The sequence below is a fragment of the Klebsiella sp. 141251 genome, assembly GCF_050600725.1.
GTDB lineage: Bacteria > Pseudomonadota > Gammaproteobacteria > Enterobacterales > Enterobacteriaceae > Klebsiella > Klebsiella aerogenes.
Genome location: NZ_JAQIRG010000006.1, coordinates 379058 through 395662 on the forward strand (window position 1 = coordinate 379058; position 16605 = coordinate 395662).

Here is a 16605-nt window from a genome sequence, read left to right on the forward strand (position 1 = left end):
CTTACTCCTGAGAAGGACGTGGGCGGGTAAAGAGACGCTTCACCAACACAAAGAACAGCGGGACGAAGAACACCGCTAGCAGCGTCGCCGTCAGGGTGCCGCCGATAATCCCGGTACCAATCGCCACGCGGCTGTTGGCCCCGGCGCCGGTAGCAATGGCCAGCGGCAGTACCCCGGCGATAAATGCCAGCGAGGTCATGACAATCGGGCGCAGACGGGTCTGCGCGGCGCGGATCGCCGCCCGCGAGAGCGAATAGCCCTCATCCACCGCGGATTCAGCGAACTCAACGATCAGAATGGCGTTCTTCGACGACAGGCCAATGGTCGTCAACAGCGCCACCTGGAAATAGACGTCATTACTTAAGCCGCGCAGCGTGGCCGCCAGCGCCGCGCCAAGCAGGCCTAACGGGATGACCATGATCACCGAGAACGGCACTGACCAGCTTTCATACAGCGCCGCCAGGCACAGGAACACCACCAGAATCGAAATGGCGTACAGGCTCATCGCCTGGCCGCTGGCCAGTTTTTCCTGCAGCGAAATACCGCTCCATGCCCAGGTGGAGCCCGCCGGCAGGCTATCGGCCAGTTTTTCCATTTTGTCCATTGCCGCCCCTGAGCTGAAGCCCGCGGCGTTTTCCCCCTGGATCTCAAAGGCGGCCGAGCCGTTGTAGCGTACCAGGCTTTCCGGGCCGTATTCCCAATGGGTGGTGGCGAACGCGGTGAACGGCGTCATGCTGTTATCGCTGCCGCGGACAAACCATTTACCAAGATCGGACGGCACGGCGCGCGCGTCGCTCTCGCCCTGGATATAGACCTTTTTCACCCGGCCGCGATCGATAAAGTCGTTGACGTACGTGCCGCCCCAGGCGCTGGAGAGCGTATCGGTCACGTCACTGAGCGACAGCCCCAGCGAGACGGCTTTGTTGTTATCGATATCCACCTGCAGCTGTGGCATTTGTGGCAGATCGTTGGCGCGAACCGACTGCAGTTCGCCGCTCTGATTGGCTGCGGCCAGCAGTTGGCTGCGCAGCTTCATCAGGCTATCGCGATCGGTACCCCCGCTGGCCATCAGCTCGAAAGTGAAGCCATTACTTTGCCCAAGGCCGTCCACCGATGGCGGCGTCATAGCGAACAGGGTGGCGTCGCGGATCGCGCCCAGCTCTTTGTTGGCGCGCAGCGCAATGGCCTGCGCGGTATTTTCGTCGCCTTTGCGCTGCGACCAGTTTTTCAATGAGACGAAGGCCATACCGGCATTCTGACCGCTGCCGCTGAAACTGAAGCCGTCGACGGTGAAGATAACCTCGGTATTGGCTTTCTCTTTGGTGAGGAACCAGTCGGTCACCTGACGGCGCACCTCGGCGGTACGCACCGCCGTCGCCCCGGCAGGCAAGGTGTACTGGACCATGATTTCGCCCTGATCCTCCACCGGCAGGAAGCTGCCCGGCAGTTTCCACATCGCCAACGCCATCGCCCCGCAAATCAAGGCGTAAGCGCCCATCATCACCGCGCCGCGGCGTAGGCCGCCGAGTACGCGACGCTGGTAGCCATCTTCCGTACGCCCCCACAGGCGATTAAAGGCGCCGAAGAAACCTTTGTCATGAGGTTTGGAGTGGCTTAGCAGCGCGCCGCACAGCGCCGGAGTGAGGGTTAACGCTACGACCACCGACAGCATCATCGCCGAGATAATCGTCACCGAGAACTGGCGATAGATTACCCCGGTCGAACCGCCGAAAAAGGCCATTGGCAGGAATACCGCCGACAGCACCAGGGCGATCGCCACCAGCGCGCCGGAGATTTCGCCCATCGATTTTTCGGTGGCTTCGCGGGCGGGCAGCCCTTCGTCGCGCATAATCCGTTCGACGTTTTCCACCACCACAATGGCATCATCCACCAGCAGGCCGATCGCCAGCACCATGGCGAACAGCGTCAGGGTATTAATGGAGTAGCCGAACAGCGCCAGCACCCCAAAGGTGCCAAGTAACACGACCGGTACCGCTACCGCCGGAATGAGCGTCGCGCGGAAATTCTGCAGGAACAGGTACATTACGCAGACCACGAGAATAATCGCTTCAAACAGGGTCTGAATGACGTCCTCGACCGAGATTTTGATGAACTCGGTGCTGTCTTTCGGGTAGGCGATATCGTAGCCCTGCGGCATTTGACGCTGGAATTCAGCGATTTTGCTTTTCACCAGCGTTGCGGTATCCAGCGCGTTGGCGCCGGGTGCCATCATCACCGCAATCCCGGCTGCGGGGTGGCCGTTCAGATTAGCGGTAGCGGTGTAATCCTCGCTGCCCATCTCCACCCGCGCGACATCGCTCAGGCGCACCACCGAACCGTCGGATTGGCTCTTTACAATGATCGCTTTGAACTGGTCAGGAGTTTGCAGCCGCGACTGCGCGCGCACGGTGGCGGTCAATTGCTGGGCATTGGACGACGGTAGCGCGCCGATTTTACCCGCGGAAACCTGCACGTTCTGCGCCTCAATAGCCGACTGTACGTCGGAAGGCATCAACGAGTAAGAGGCGAGTTTGGTCGGGTCCATCCAGACGCGCATCGCGTATTCGGCGCCGAATACCTGCAGGCTGCCGACGCCCTCCACGCGCGCCAGCGGGTCCTGCATATTGCTGACCAGCCAATCGGAGATATCAGAACTGGTGGCGCGGTTGGTTTTGTCATACACCGCGAGGATTAACAGGAAACTGCTTTGTGATTTTTCTACCGTTACGCCAGATTGCTGTACTTCACTCGGCAGACGCGATTCCGCCTGCTGCACTTTATTTTGTACCTGTACCTGAGCAGTGTCCGGATCGGTTCCCTGCTCAAAGGTGACGGTAATACTCACCGTACCATCCGAACTGCTGGTGGAGGTGAAATAAAGTAAGTTATCCAGTCCGGTGAGCTGCTGCTCGATAACCTGGGTGACGCTGTTTTCCAGGGTTTCTGCGGAAGCTCCGGTATAGGTAGCGGATATTTTGACCGCCGGTGGGGCGACGTCCGGATATTGTCCCACCGGCAGCGTGCGGATCGCCAGCGCCCCGGCAAGCATGATAAGGATAGCGATCACCCAGGCAAAGACCGGGCGACGCACGAAGAAACGGGAGAACATCAGGCATTGCCTCCGTTATTTTTGACGGCAACGGCCTTCACCGCTTGTCCGGGGGACACTTTACCGGTGCCTTCGACAATCAGCTTGTCGCCCGCTTTCAGACCGCTCAGCACCAGCCATTTATCGCCGTAGGTATCGCCGGTTTGCACGGTACGCTGCTCAACGTTGTTGTCGGCATCGACAACCAGCGCCGTGGCGTCGCCTTTGGCATCGCGGGTGATACCCTGCTGCGGCGCGAGGATCGCGTCGTTCATGATGCCTTCATCGATACGCGCGCGGACAAACATTCCCGGCAGCAGGACATGCTGCGGGTTGGGGAAGATGGCGCGCAGGGTCACCGAGCCAGTGGATTCATCGACGGCGACTTCGGTGAGCGCCAGACGCCCTTTTTCGGGATAAGTACTGCCATCCTCAAGGGTTAACGTCACGCTGAGGGTATCGCTGTTGCTGGCCAGGCTCTGCCTGCGTAAACGCAGGAGATCGACACTGGATCGCGTCAGATCGACATACATGGTGTCGAGGCCGCGGATCGTCGCCAGCGCGGTATCCTGGTCTGCAGAGACCAGCGCTCCCGGCGTGACCGAGGAGATGCCGATGCGCCCGGCAATCGGCGCGGTGACGGTGGTCCAGTTCAAGTTGATGCGCGCGCTCTCGAGCGCCGCTTTTTTCGACTCCACGCTGGCCTTGTCCTGGGCGCAGGCGGAGGCAGCGTCGTCGGCATCCTGGCGAGAGACGCCGTTATCTCTGACCAACGACGCGTAGCGCTGGGCTTTCTGGCAATCAGAGACCACCAGCGCCTGCGCCTGCTTCAACGCGGCCGCCGCTTCGTTCCAGGTGGCGCGATAACTGGAGGGATCGATCTGGTAAAGGGCCTGCCCGGCCTTCACCATATCGCCTTCGGTAAACAGGCGCTTCTGAATGATGCCACCGACCTGCGGGCGCACTTCGGCGCTGAGCGAGGCGGTAGTGCGGCCAGTCAGTTGGCTGACCACCGGCACCGGATGGGCTTGCAGCGTAACAATTCCCACCTCCGGCGTGGGTTGTTGCGGCGCAGTTGTCTGCGCATTATCGCATCCGCTCAGGAGAAATAATGCTGTCGCGATGGGGGCTATGATGTGTTTCATTTTATTTTCTCAAGATGTAAGACGTCCCCCCGTGAATTAAATCGCGAGGAAAAGAGGGGCGCTGCGGCATTTTCGTCTTAATGGAAATATCGCAATGAAGCTTAGATGTTCCTTAACACTATTATTATTGTGGGGATTCTCAGCCCGCCCTTTCGAAAGTCATAGAAAGGTTATTTCGCTTACTTTGAAGGACAAAATTAAGACAAAAAATAATGGAGAAAATAAGAATATTTTGTGAAAGTCAGTAGAGGAAAATATAACGATAGCCTGTGCAACTGGAGAAACTTAATGGCTCTAATAATTACAAAAAGCATTAATCCCGACGATCAACAAGAATTGTTTGCCGGCCTACGGCAGTATAATCAGCAGTATCTCGACGCAGATCAGTTTGGCGATCTGGGCATTTACTCCCGCGATGAGCAAGCGGTAATGCGCGGCGGGCTTATCGCCAAACGCAAAGGCAACTGGCTATGTATCGAATACCTGTGGGTGAGCGAAACAACGCGCGGCAACGGTCTGGGCCGCGAGCTTATGCAGGAAGCGGAACAGCAGGCGCAGGCGTTGGGCTGCAGTCATTTGTTGGTCGATACCTTTAGCTTCCAGGCGCTGCCGTTTTATCAGAAATTAGGCTATCAGTTGCAGATGTCGCTGCCCGATTTCCCGCACGCGGGTATGCAGCGGCACTACTTGTCGAAAGCGCTGTAACGATAACCGCGGATAAGGCGCGACTTTTGCGCCGGATGGCGGCTACGCCTTATCCGGCCTACAGTTCTTAGGTAGCCCGGACAAGGCGCAGCGCGCCGCCTCCGGGAAAATCCCTGCGCCAGGAGAGTCATAACGCAGAAGCAGTGTCGGCATCTGAATTAACACCTTAACCGCCGACCCCGTGGCCCATTAACGCCAGCGCGTGGCTCACAATGGTCTGCCGGGTTACCGCCTGTAAACGCGGATCGCTATGGATGCGCGAGAACGGCACCAGCACCAGGCTAATCACCGTGGTAAACAGCAGCTCCGGCGCCAGCGCCGGGTTAATTTTCCCCTCCTGCTGCCAGCGATGAACCGTCTCCAGCATCACCTGAAAACGCTCCTCGCCGAAGCGCGCATCCATGTGCTGGCGCAGCATCGGCATCTCGCCGATGATCTCCTGCATCCACAGCGGCGCGAACCAGGCATTTTGCTCCGCCATGTCCGCCAGCGTCTCAACCATCATCGTCAACGCCGTCACCGGATCCTGCGGATGGTCGACAAATATGCGGCTGATATCGTTGCGCAGCGGCATAAAGCGCTCTTCCAGCAAATTCTCAATCAGCGCTTCCCGCGACGTAAAATAGTAATTCAGCATCGCCGGCGTCACCCCGGCCTCTTTGGCAATGGCATTTAGCGACACGCGGGCCGCGCCGTGACGAGCAAACAGCGCCAGGGCGATATCGATCAACTGCTCGCGGTTAGCGGTTCCCGGCTTTTTACCGCGTGGCCGACCGGGGCGGCGCGGCGCTTCATTAGCTTTTTGTGCTGGCATATGTTGGCGATCTCTTGACCCGATTCATCATTTCCCTAAATATTAATTATGCATTTAATTAATTTCAAGCGAGTGATGCAATGACATCTGAAGTCGCAAGCCAACCGGCGCCGTCAATCCGCCTGCTGTTCAGCGCCCTGTTGCTGGTAATGCTGCTGTCGGCGCTGGACCAGACCATCGTCTCCACCGCCTTGCCAACTATCGTTGGCGAGCTCGGCGGGCTGGATAAACTCTCGTGGGTGGTCACCGCCTATATCCTCAGCTCGACCATCGTGGTGCCGCTGTACGGTAAATTCGGCGATCTGTTCGGGCGTAAAATCGTGCTGCAGGTGGCGATCGTGCTGTTTCTTGCCGGTTCCGCGCTCTGCGGGCTGGCGCAAAACATGACGCAACTGGTGCTGATGCGCGCGCTACAGGGGCTTGGCGGCGGCGGCCTGATGGTGATCAGCATGGCGGCGGTCGCCGACGTTATCCCACCCGCCAACCGCGGGCGCTATCAGGGGCTGTTCGGCGGCGTCTTCGGCCTGGCGACGGTTATCGGCCCGCTGATCGGCGGCTTCCTGGTACAGCACGCCTCGTGGCGCTGGATTTTCTATATCAACCTGCCGCTGGGTCTGTTCGCGCTGCTGGTCATCGGCGCGGTATTCCACAGTAGCAACAAACGTAGCCAGCATCAGATTGACTGGCTGGGGGCGATTTACCTCAGCATGGCGCTGTTGTGCATCATCCTGTTTACCTCGGAAGGCGGCAGCGTCCATGCGTGGAATGATCCGCAGCTGTGGTGCATTCTGGCCTTCGGCATCGTGGGGATCATCGGTTTTATCTACGAAGAACGGATCGCCGCCGAGCCGATTATTCCGCTGTCGCTATTCCGCAACCGTAGCTTCCTGCTGTGTAGTCTGATTGGCTTTGTTATCGGCATGTCGCTGTTCGGTTCGGTCACTTTCCTGCCGCTCTATCTGCAGGTGGTGAAAGAGGCGACGCCAACCGAGGCCGGGTTACAGTTAATCCCGCTGATGGGCGGCCTGCTGCTGACCTCCATCATCAGCGGCCGGGTGATTAGCCACACCGGGAAATACCGGATTTTCCCGATTATTGGTACCCTGCTCGGCGTGACCGGCATGGTGCTGCTGACCCGCATCACCATTCATTCGCCGATGTGGCAGTTATACCTGTTTACCGGCGTGCTCGGCGCGGGCCTGGGGCTGGTGATGCAGGTACTGGTACTGGCGGTACAGAACGCGATGCCGGCGCAGATGTACGGCGTCGCCACCTCCGGTGTGACCCTGTTCCGCTCAATTGGCGGCTCCATCGGCGTGGCATTGTTCGGCGCGGTCTTTACCCATGTGCTGCAAAATAACCTGCAGAAACTGTTGCCGGAGGGCGCGGCGCTGCCGCCAGCCATGAACCCGGTGGCGGTACAGCATCTGCCAACGGCGATCCGCCTCGATTATCTCGACGCCTTCGGCGCGGCGATCCATGCGGCGTTCCTGATGGCGGCCTGCATTATGGCCGTCGCGTTTGTTCTTTCCTGGCTATTGAAGGAGGCGCCGCTGAAAACCGCGGCGCATTAAGCGGCCCCGGCAATACGCAGCAAGGACTGGCGCAGCGCCGGCGCGGCAAAATCGATAAATTTCCGCAGCTTAAGCGGCGCCAGCTCCCGCGCGGTATATAACAAATGAACCGGCGCGGGCTCCGGCTCGACGCTTTCCAGCAGCAGACGCAGTTCCCCGCAGCGCAGGCCATCCAGCGCCTGATAGTGCAGCAAGCGGGCCACCCCAACGCCCAGCCGGGCGGCATCGGCGGCGCTCTCCGGCGTGGTGACGGCCAACACCGGCGGCAGATTAATCAGCTGATCTTCCCGTTCAACGGCGCGAAAGCGCCAGCCGCGATAGGGCATCGGCGATTCAATACGGATGATCGGCAGCGCCGCCAGATCGCGCGGACGCTGCGGTTCGCCGTATTTCGCCAACAGCGCGGGATGGGCGCAGGCTACAATGCGCATCGCGCCCAGCCGGGTGGCCACCATGCTGCTATCAGCCAGTTCACCAATCCGTACCGCCAGATCGATATGGTCGCCGACCAGATCGGCATTACTGTCGCTGAGTAACAAACGTACGCGAATTTGCGGATAACGGGCGATAAATTCACTAATGACTGGCAGAACGTGCTGGCGACCAAACATCGTCGGCGCGGAGATCACTAGCTCGCCCTTCGGCTCCTGGTATTCACCCGTTGCCCGGCGTTCGGCGTTTTCCACCTCTTCGAGGATCCGCCGCGCGGCGGCGACATAATCGACGCCGGCATCGGTGAGGGTGAGTTTACGGGTAGTGCGCGTCAATAAACGGACTCCCAGCGCGCTCTCCAGCTCGCCGATATTACGGCTCACGGTCGTCAACGGCGTATTCAGCGCCCGCGCCGCCGCCGACATACTGCCCAGTTCAGTGACTTTCACCAGCAGCGCCATAGCGCTTAATCGGTCCATTATTCTCCCGTTATCCGGAAAGATGATTACCAGATAAGCAGTATTATCATTTTTCACAGCACAGTCCATGATAGCCCCCTACCTTCAGGAGGCGTTATGGCAGCAACCTTTCTCGATATCGCTATCACCCCGGATGTCATGGATGTGCAACATGAAATGGGCAGCGACCAGCTGTGGCAAACGCCGCACAGCCGCCGTCAGGCGGATCGCTTCGGTGCCAGCGAAGAGGGGATGATCGCCACCCGCGACAGTTTTTATCTGGCGACGGTGTCGCAAAGCGGCTGGCCCTACATTCAGCATCGCGGCGGCCCGCCGGGTTTTCTGCGCCTGCTGGATGACACCACGCTGGCCATGGCCGATTTCGGCGGTAATCGCCAGTACATCACCACCGGCAACCTGCGCGGCAGCGACCGGGCCTGCCTGTTTTTGATGGATTACCCGCGCCGTGCCAGGCTGAAAATCTACGCCACCGTCGAGGTGCTGGCGGCGGAAGAGCAGCCTGAGCTGCTGGCGTTAGTGACGCCGGCAAACTACCGCGCCCGCATCGAACGCCTGTTTCGTTTTCATCTGCAGGCTTTTGACTGGAACTGCCCGCAGCACATTACGCCGCGCTACAGCGCACAGCAGGTCGCGGAATACAGCCAGAGCCTGCAAGAGCGTATTCATGAACTGGAGCAGGAGAATCAGCGCCTGCAGCAACAATTATCCCCAAAAGGAGAGTCCTGATGAGCGAACAACGTCCCCCGTTACCGCCGTTTACCCGCGACAGCGCCGCGCAAAAGGTGCGCGCCGCCGAAGATGGCTGGAACAGCCGCGATGCGCAAAAAGTCGCGCTGGCTTATACCGTGGATAGCGAATGGCGCAACCGCAGCGAATTTGTCCACGGACGGGGGCAAATCGTGGAGTTTCTGCAGCGAAAATGGCGTAAAGAGCTGCAATACCGGCTGATTAAGGAGCTATGGGCATGGCAGGATAATCGCATCGCCGTACGCTTCGCCTATGAGTGGTGCGACGACAGCGGCAACTGGTTTCGTTCGTACGGCAATGAAAACTGGCAGTTCGATGAGCACGGGCTAATGTCCATGCGCTACGCCTGCATCAACGATTTGCCGATCGCGGCAAGCGAGCGCCTGTTCCACTGGCCTCAGGGTCGCCGCCCTGACGATCATCCGGGGCTAAGCGAACTGGGACTGTAAACAGGCGCGCGACGACGGGTTAATCGGCTTTCGGGAAGTCCACTACCGTGTCGTTAACCCGGTTCACCATGTTGGTGAACAGGATGGCGCTGACGGCGCTGACGATCTCAATCACCTGCTGGTCGCTAAAACCGGCGTGACGCAGCGCGGCGACGTCCGCTTCCGGCAGCGTACCGGTGGTTGTCACCAGGGTTTGGGCGAATTTCACCAGCGCGCCCAGGCGCGCATCTTCCGTATACTCGCCGCGGCGCAGGGCGTGGATTTGCTCGCCGCTGAAGCCCGCTTTTTTGGCCATCAGGGTATGGGCGGCCAGGCAGTAATCACAGCCGGTCGCTTCGCTGACCGATAAATTAATCGCTTCCAGCTCCTGCGCGCTGAGGCTGCTTTTATGCAGCATCGCGTTGTGCGCCAGCGCCTGTTGCAGCGCCGCCGGCGAGTGGCCGCCGATGGTCAGATAGGCATTCGGCACTTTACCCATCGCTTTTTTAATTCCGGCGAAAATATCGGCGGCTTTCCCGGTGGCATCTTGTTCACGGATATCGGCTAAACGGCTCATGGTGTACTCCTGTTATTTGAGGGTATGTTGTGGCAATGGAGACATCTTAGTGGTCGGCGGCGTGCTAGACTGGCGCTCTTCGTCTCATTTTTTTGTCTTATCGTCTCAGGAGTCGCATGGATAGTTTGAGCCATCTGTTGACGCTGCTGGCCCCGCGTTGCGAAGTGAATCTGCATTGCCGTTTCGGCGGCCGCTGGCAGGCCGGACACGATCAAATGCGAGCGGGCGTGGTGCCGTGGCACTTTGTGTTGCGCGGCGAAGGGCGCCTAACCGTCGGTCATCAAACCCGCCACATGCGCGCCGGCGACGTGATCCTGCTGCCGCACGGTTCGCCGCATCTGATGGAGAGCCTGGTGGAGTGGGGCCAGGTACTGCCCGTCGCCCATCGCTTTAACGGCACGCTAACGGAAGTGCGTACCGCCGTGGAAAGCGACGCGCTGGAGATGCTGTGCGGCGAGTTTTACTTCGGCCCGCACGTCAACTGGCTGTTCGCCGAAGAGTCGGAGCTTATCCATTTACACACCGACGAGCGCGAAGATTGCCCGGAGCTGGATATATTGCTTAACGTGCTGGTACGCGAAAGCCTGGCGGAACATCCCGGCGGTAGTGCTATCGTGCGCAGCCTTGGCGATACGCTGCTGGTACTGCTGTTACGTACCCTGCTCGGCGCGCAGGAGCCGCCGGGCGGCCTGCTGCGCCTGATGAGCGATGCGCGGCTGATGCCGGCCGTTCTCGCGGTGCTGGCCGCGCCGGAACAGCCGTGGACTATCGAGAGCATGGCGGCGCGGGCGTTTTTATCGCGCGCCACCTTCGCCCGCCATTTTGCCCGCGTCTATCATCTGACGCCGCAGGCGTGGCTGTCGCAGCTGCGGATGGCGATGGCCGCTCGCCTGCTGCATCTCGATCGCCAGGCGCGGCTGGAAGTGATTGCCGAACGCTGCGGTTTTCAATCACAGGCTTCATTTGCGAAAACCTTTAAAAAACACTACGGCATGACGCCGGGCGAGTGGCGTCGGCAGTAAAGCGCGCGCCGCGTCGCCGCCGTGCTATGATTCCTGCTTTGCGCTATTTCACGCGAGGGAAAAATGGGTTCCAGCAAAAGAGGGATGTTGAACGTATTGATCGCCGCCGTCCTGTGGGGCAGTTCCGGGGTCTGCGCGCAGTACATTATGCAGCAAAGTCAGATGTCATCGCCCTATCTGACCATGATCCGCCTGCTGTTCGCCGGGCTGATTTTGCTGATGCTCGCTTTCGTTCACGGCGACAAAATTTTCCGCGTCATGCAAAACCGCAAAGATGCCCTTAGCCTGCTGTTTTTCTCGCTGGTCGGCGCGTTAACCGTGCAGTACACCTTCCTGATGACTATCGAGAAGTCGAACGCCGCCACCGCCACGGTGCTACAGTTTTTGTCGCCGACGATTATCGTCGCCTGGTTCGCGCTGGCGCGTAAGGCGCGGCCTAGTCCCTTTGTGCTGCTGGCGATTGGCACCTCGCTTGCCGGCACCTTCCTGCTGGTCACCCACGGCAACCCGACCTCGCTCTCCATCTCGCCGGCGGCGCTGTTCTGGGGGATCGCTTCTGCCTTCGCGGCGGCGTTTTATACCACCTATCCCTCAACGCTTATCGCCCGCTACGGCACACTGCCGATCGTCGGCTGGAGCATGCTGATTGGCGGGGCGATGCTGTTGCCGTTTTATGGCAGCCAGAGCGCGAACTTTGTGGTGAACGGCCGTCTGCTGCTGGCGTTTTTCTATCTCGTGGTGATCGGCACCTCGCTGACTTTCAGCCTGTATCTCAACGGCGCTCAGAAAATTGGCGGCGCAAAAGCCGGGATCCTCAGCTGCGCCGAGCCGCTGAGCAGCGCCCTGCTCTCTCTCTTGCTGTTGGGCATTACCTTTACTCTGCCGGACTGGCTGGGGACGCTGTTGATTCTCTCTTCGGTCATTCTTATCGCGGTGGATTCCCGGCGGCGGGTACGCGCGGCGTAATAGCAATCGTCTGATTTTAAACAACAAAAAATGTCTAACATTTGCGCAATTCACCTGCTGCGCATATAGTTGACTGAAGCGAAAAGTGAAGGAGAAGCGCCATGAAAGCGTGTTGGATGTTGTGTCTGGTTACTGCCCTTAGCGCCAGCGCGGCGTGGGCCGAATCGCCGCTGCAAAGCCTGCAGTTTGAGCAGCAAAAACAGCAGGTGTTGAAAGCGGTGAAGGAAAAATGCGCCCCGGCGAGCACCCTCAGCGATAACGATTTCGCCAATAAAATCCTCGCCTCGAAAGACAACCAGAGTTACGTTCGCGAAGCGACGCTGGCGAAAGAGCGCAATAATCAAAAAGGCTATCTGGCCGCCATTGATAAAATTCGCTGCCCGGGTAAATAACGGGCTGAATTATCAGGAAAACCGTTGCCACTCCAAATTATCCTCACCTGAGTTCGGTACTTCGCCGGACTCAGGCTTTACGTCCCATGAGGGCGTTACCCTCACCGTATCTCCTAAATAATATGTTTTATCGCGATGAGCTATCAGAGGCCGCCAGGTAGCGATCGTGTCAGTATAAGTGTAAGCTCCACATATCTGCTCACTGGAGATCTCATCATGACTGTAAAACGTAAAACGCAAAACGTGACCGTCACTCTCGAACGGGATTTACTCAATCGTGCGCGCGAAGCCGGTGTAAATATGAGCGCTACATTAGCCGCAGCGCTTGATGCTGAGCTGAAAAAACATGCTGCCCTGCGTTGGCGCGAAGCTAATGCTGAAGCAATAGCTGCAATGAATGCTTTAGGGGAAGAGACCGGATGCTTTTCTGATGAATATCGGAGTTTTTGACAGTGCAATATTATGTCTACAGAAGTACCAGTAAAAACCCGGCCTTCCCACTTTTAATTGATGTTACCAGTGACATTATTGGCGACATTAATCGCCGCTTAGCGATCCCGTTAATGCCCGTTGAGCGACTCGGTGTTAATCCCGCGCCGGAGCGTTTAAACCCGATACTGGCTTTGGTTGACGGGAAAAAATACGTTTTGATGACACACGAAGCGGCAACCATTCCTGTTAAAGCCTTAGGGGTCGAGTTTTGCGATGCGAGCGGATACCGCAACGCTATTAAAGGAGCGCTCGATTTCATGCTTGATGGCATTTAGATACGCATGTTTAGAATATCTCCGCACCTCTAGGGAATAATTAAGTCGCCGCGCAGCAGGCTGCCGCCGGGCTGCGGGCTTTTGCCGATCAGCCAGTTGACGATCCGCGAAGCCATCGCATCCATCGAATACTCAATCGCCGGGATGGTTGGAATACCCGGCATCTGCAGCGAACCCGCGAGACTGAAGACCATTACTTTTTCCGGCACCGCGCGGTTAAACGCCTGCAGCTGCGGCACTACCCGCTGCGCCTGCAGTTCATCGCTCACCAACAGCGCATTAAAGTTCAGGGTAGTGGCGTTATTCATCAGCTCCTGCACCGCCACCGACGACGAGGGGCAGTCCAGGAAGACCAGGTTGCGATTAAACGGCAGGAAGTTCTTCTCCAGCGCATGCTTATAGCCCAGCAGCACCTGGTCGGCAAAGCCGCTCCCCTGCGGATGGATCAGCGCAATCTGCCGCCGCCCCTGATTAATCAGATAATGACAGGCGGTTTCCGCGGCGAAGGCGTGATCAAACTGAATACTGTTCTCGCCATCGCTTTCCAGACAATCAATCAGCACCACATCGGGGCGCTCGATCTGCAGCGGAAAGCGCGCGCCGATGATCAGCACGTCATCACACAGGCCACAGGTGAGTTCATCCAGCGCGCTTAATACGTCGCCGCGGTTATTGGCGAAGCGCAGCAGTAGATGCTTCTGATGCTGGCTGAGCTGTTTTTCCAGGGCGTAGAGATAGCTGGTGGTCTGATTGATGTTGTCCTGCGCGCAAATCACGCCGATACAGCCCGTCGACTGGCTCAGTAAGGATTGGGCAATCATATTGGGCCGGTAGTTAAGCGTTTCCGCCGCCTGGAGCACCGCCTGGCGGCTGGCCTCTTTTACCCCGCGCGAACCGCTGAGCACGCGCGAAACCGTGGCTTTCGATACCCCGGCTAACCGTGATACATCATTGATTGTCGACATCTTTTTTCCCCTGGCAGGCGCGGTTAGGCCCCTGTAACGCTGTGTCCTGAATCGCTTCAATTATAACCAGCGGCAGTATAGCCGTTTCCTTTTTTATTTGGAAACCGATTTTCCATTTTGGCAAAAAACCACGCCAAATCGACATTATTTTGTGAGCAAAATCTAATTAGTAAGGCCGCTAACGATGAGTTATTGACCGCGCTCACAGTTCTGTTTTTTATAAATGGAAACCGGTTTCCGTCTGATATCAAATCATCCTCGCAATAACTTTTTACATATGAGGAAAACCGTCGATGTACAAGATTATGCTGTGCTGCTCCGCCGGAATGTCCACCAGCCTGCTGGTGAGGAAAATGGTGGATGCCGCAAAGGAACGCGACCTGCCGGTGCAGATTGACGCCTATGGCGTTGCCGAATTTGATATGCAGTTTCCGAAATACCAGGTGGTGCTGCTTGGTCCGCAGGTCAAATACATGCTGAAAATGCTTAGCGAGAAAGCCGCTCCCCTGAATATTCCCGTCCAGCCTATCGATACGATGGATTACGGAATGCAGCGGGGAGATAACGTTCTGAATTATGCCCTGTCGCTGATCGCCGCGGCGCACTAAGAGGTGTTCAAATGAGTTCTCTGTATCAGTCGATGATTGCCGTGATCGAGCAGTCTATTACTCCGCTGGCAGGACGCCTTGGGCAACAGAAATATGTTATCGCCATCCGCGATGGCTTTACCGCCGCATTGCCGTTCATGATCATCGGCTCTTTCATGCTGGTATTTATCTTTCCGCCTTTCTCGCCGGAGACCACTAACGGCTTTGCCCGCGGCTGGCTGGATTTTTCCCAGCAGTACCGTGAACAGCTGATGCTGCCGTTTAATCTCAGCATGGGCGTCATGACCTTCTTTATCTCGGTCGGCATCGGCGCCAGCCTCGGACGCCAGTTCCAGCTCGATCCGGTCATGTCAGGCCTGCTGGCGTTTATGGCCTTCCTGCTGGTCGCCGCGCCCTATGCCGATGGCAAAATTTCTACTCAGTATTTATCCGGCCAGGGCATTTTCACCGCGCTGATCACCGCCATCTACTCCACCCGCGTTTACGCCTGGCTTAAGCAAAACAACGTGACCATTCGCCTGCCGAAAGAGGTGCCGACCGGCGTCGCCCGTTCATTTGAGATCCTCATTCCGGTACTGGTGGTCATCGGTACTCTGCATCCGCTCAACCTGTTCATTGAAGCGCAAACCGGCATGATCCTGCCGCAGGCGATTATGCATCTGCTGGAACCGCTGGTCTCCGCTTCCGATTCGCTGCCGGCGATTCTGCTGTCGGTGCTGATGTGCCAGATTTTCTGGTTCGCCGGTATTCACGGCTCGCTTATCGTCACCGGCATTATGAACCCGTTCTGGATGGCCAATCTGTCGGCAAACCAGGCGGCGCTGGCGGCCGGCGCGGCGCTGCCGCACGTTTACCTGCAGGGCTTCTGGGATCACTATTTGCTGATTGGCGGCGTCGGTTCGACCCTGCCGCTGGCCTTCCTGCTGCTGCGTAGCCGGGTCACGCATCTGCGGACTATCGGCAAAATGGGCATCGTGCCGAGCTTCTTTAATATCAACGAACCGATTCTGTTCGGCGCGCCGATCATCATGAACCCAATGATGTTTATCCCCTTCGTCTGCGTGCCGATGGTTAACGCGGTGCTGGCTTACGGCGCAACCCGTCTTGGCTGGCTGAGCCAGGTGGTGTCGCTGACGCCGTGGACGACGCCCGCGCCGATTGGCGCCTCGTGGGCGGCTAACTGGACCTTAAGCCCGGTGGTGATGTGCGTTATCTGCATGGTGATGTCGGCGGTGATTTATCTGCCATTCCTGCGTGCCTATGAGCGTTCATTAATAAAGAATGAAGTGGAAAAGGCGAAAAGCGTTGCAGCTGTCGCCGGAGCCGTTAGCCAGTAATTATTGTCTTACCTGAAAATATGAATTTATGCGGAAAAGGGATTTTCGCCAAATGACCTGATTATAAACTCAATAACCTCAGGAAATATTATGATCTATTTTCTAATAAATTAATCACTCTGTATTAGTCGTTAAATTTCGCCACTGAGAATAAGATATTTATTCTCCGGCGTAGCTGTACCCTGAAAAAAACAAATCAGCTTATTTTGGTTATTTTTATTTTAACCAGAATGGGGCGGTTATTGTCTGCATATATTAATTATTAAAGTGAGATAACCATGAATACAGTTAAAAAGCTGCCATTGGCCATGGCGGTTATCGCCGCGCTGTGCCCAATTTCCGTACTGGCGCAGGAGTTTACCCAGGAGCAGATCGACGCCATCGTCGCGAAAGCCGTCGATAAAGCGCTGGCCGACCGCCAGGCCAAAATCGACGCCGCCGCCAATAAAAAAGTCGACGTGATGACCAACCCGCAAACCACCGCGGCTTCGCCGGATCTGGCGATCCCTTTCGGCCTGAAATTTAGCGGTTACGCCCGCTATGGCGCCCACTTCCAGAC

At 57.5% G+C, this 16605-nt stretch carries 17 protein-coding genes and 1 pseudogene; 12 read left to right on the top strand and 6 right to left on the bottom strand.

Annotated features, from left to right (window positions below):
• Position 1: 1 nt before the first annotated feature.
• Together eefB and eefA are read right to left on the bottom strand one after the other, a co-directional pair.
• The gene (eefB, locus tag PGR09_RS16195) at positions 2 to 3109 is read right to left on the bottom strand and encodes a multidrug efflux RND transporter permease subunit EefB (protein ID WP_047047595.1); all 3108 of its coding nucleotides are present in this window, start codon (positions 3107 to 3109) and stop codon (positions 2 to 4) included.
• Complete coding sequence (gene eefA, locus PGR09_RS16200; protein WP_047047594.1) at positions 3109 to 4233, bottom strand: multidrug efflux RND transporter periplasmic adaptor subunit EefA; 1125 nt, start codon at positions 4231 to 4233, stop codon at positions 3109 to 3111. Before eefA ends, eefB begins: the two co-directional genes overlap by 1 nt.
• A 288-nt stretch (positions 4234 to 4521) precedes the next feature.
• Between eefA and PGR09_RS16205 the strand changes: the two genes are divergently transcribed.
• Positions 4522 to 4938: a GNAT family N-acetyltransferase gene (locus PGR09_RS16205; protein WP_213797550.1), complete on the top strand. Its 417-nt coding sequence runs from the start codon at positions 4522 to 4524 to the stop codon at positions 4936 to 4938.
• A 166-nt stretch (positions 4939 to 5104) separates the two neighbouring features.
• On the opposite strand, the gene PGR09_RS16210 is transcribed toward PGR09_RS16205, so the two are convergent.
• On the bottom strand, positions 5105 to 5752 hold the full coding sequence (locus PGR09_RS16210) for a TetR/AcrR family transcriptional regulator (protein WP_213797549.1): 648 nt from the start codon (positions 5750 to 5752) through the stop codon (positions 5105 to 5107).
• A gap of 80 nt (positions 5753 to 5832) precedes the next feature.
• Here PGR09_RS16210 and PGR09_RS16215 point away from each other — a divergent pair, with 80 nt between their 5' ends.
• Positions 5833 to 7326: an MDR family MFS transporter gene (locus PGR09_RS16215; RefSeq protein ID WP_047078228.1), complete on the top strand. Its 1494-nt coding sequence runs from the start codon at positions 5833 to 5835 to the stop codon at positions 7324 to 7326.
• Here the strand turns inward: PGR09_RS16215 and PGR09_RS16220 are convergent.
• Entirely contained in the window at positions 7323 to 8294 is a 972-nt protein-coding gene (locus PGR09_RS16220; RefSeq protein ID WP_162183996.1) for a LysR substrate-binding domain-containing protein, read from the bottom strand. The genes PGR09_RS16215 and PGR09_RS16220 overlap by 4 nt on opposite strands.
• Before the next feature lie 39 nt (positions 8295 to 8333).
• Between PGR09_RS16220 and PGR09_RS16225 the strand changes: the two genes are divergently transcribed.
• Both PGR09_RS16225 and PGR09_RS16230 read left to right on the top strand, forming a co-directional pair.
• On the top strand, positions 8334 to 8963 hold the full coding sequence (locus tag PGR09_RS16225; protein WP_045390516.1) for a pyridoxamine 5'-phosphate oxidase family protein: 630 nt from the start codon (positions 8334 to 8336) through the stop codon (positions 8961 to 8963).
• A complete protein-coding gene (locus PGR09_RS16230) occupies positions 8963 to 9433 on the top strand; it encodes a DUF1348 family protein (RefSeq protein ID WP_045390514.1) in 471 nt (156 codons plus the stop codon). Before PGR09_RS16225 ends, PGR09_RS16230 begins: the two co-directional genes overlap by 1 nt.
• A 19-nt stretch (positions 9434 to 9452) precedes the next feature.
• Here the strand turns inward: PGR09_RS16230 and PGR09_RS16235 are convergent, their stop codons facing one another.
• On the bottom strand, positions 9453 to 9989 hold the full coding sequence (locus PGR09_RS16235; RefSeq protein WP_047078229.1) for a carboxymuconolactone decarboxylase family protein: 537 nt from the start codon (positions 9987 to 9989) through the stop codon (positions 9453 to 9455).
• 116 nt (positions 9990 to 10105) lie between these two features.
• Here PGR09_RS16235 and PGR09_RS16240 point away from each other — a divergent pair, with 116 nt between their 5' ends.
• The 5 genes from PGR09_RS16240 (at position 10106) to PGR09_RS16260 (ending at position 13136) form a co-directional block, all read left to right on the top strand.
• Positions 10106 to 11011 carry an AraC family transcriptional regulator gene (locus PGR09_RS16240; protein ID WP_047078230.1) on the top strand — a complete coding sequence of 302 codons (906 nt, stop codon included), beginning with the start codon at positions 10106 to 10108 and terminating at the stop codon, positions 11009 to 11011.
• A 63-nt stretch (positions 11012 to 11074) separates the two neighbouring features.
• The gene (locus tag PGR09_RS16245) at positions 11075 to 11977 is read left to right on the top strand and encodes an EamA family transporter (RefSeq protein WP_015369087.1); all 903 of its coding nucleotides are present in this window, start codon (positions 11075 to 11077) and stop codon (positions 11975 to 11977) included.
• Positions 11978 to 12078: 101 nt separating this feature from the next.
• Entirely contained in the window at positions 12079 to 12369 is a 291-nt protein-coding gene (locus PGR09_RS16250; RefSeq protein ID WP_045390509.1) for a YicS family protein, read from the top strand.
• Positions 12370 to 12585: 216 nt separating this feature from the next.
• The gene (locus PGR09_RS16255) at positions 12586 to 12819 is read left to right on the top strand and encodes a type II toxin-antitoxin system CcdA family antitoxin (protein WP_045390507.1); all 234 of its coding nucleotides are present in this window, start codon (positions 12586 to 12588) and stop codon (positions 12817 to 12819) included.
• A gap of 2 nt (positions 12820 to 12821) precedes the next feature.
• Positions 12822 to 13136: a CcdB family protein gene (locus PGR09_RS16260; RefSeq protein ID WP_047078232.1), complete on the top strand. Its 315-nt coding sequence runs from the start codon at positions 12822 to 12824 to the stop codon at positions 13134 to 13136.
• Positions 13137 to 13165: 29 nt separating this feature from the next.
• Here the strand turns inward: PGR09_RS16260 and PGR09_RS16265 are convergent, their stop codons facing one another.
• Positions 13166 to 14101, bottom strand: a complete 936-nt coding sequence (locus PGR09_RS16265; RefSeq protein WP_047047582.1) for a LacI family DNA-binding transcriptional regulator — start codon at positions 14099 to 14101, stop codon at positions 13166 to 13168.
• Positions 14102 to 14394: 293 nt separating this feature from the next.
• Between PGR09_RS16265 and PGR09_RS16270 the strand changes: the two genes are divergently transcribed.
• The 3 genes and pseudogenes from PGR09_RS16270 to PGR09_RS16280 all read left to right on the top strand — a co-directional run.
• Entirely contained in the window at positions 14395 to 14709 is a 315-nt protein-coding gene (locus PGR09_RS16270) for a PTS sugar transporter subunit IIB (protein ID WP_430916307.1), read from the top strand.
• An 11-nt stretch (positions 14710 to 14720) separates the two neighbouring features.
• Positions 14721 to 16046: a PTS sugar transporter subunit IIC gene (locus tag PGR09_RS16275; protein ID WP_045390501.1), complete on the top strand. Its 1326-nt coding sequence runs from the start codon at positions 14721 to 14723 to the stop codon at positions 16044 to 16046.
• 278 nt (positions 16047 to 16324) lie between these two features.
• Positions 16325 to 16605, top strand: a pseudogene (locus tag PGR09_RS16280) (carbohydrate porin); the annotation flags it as partial.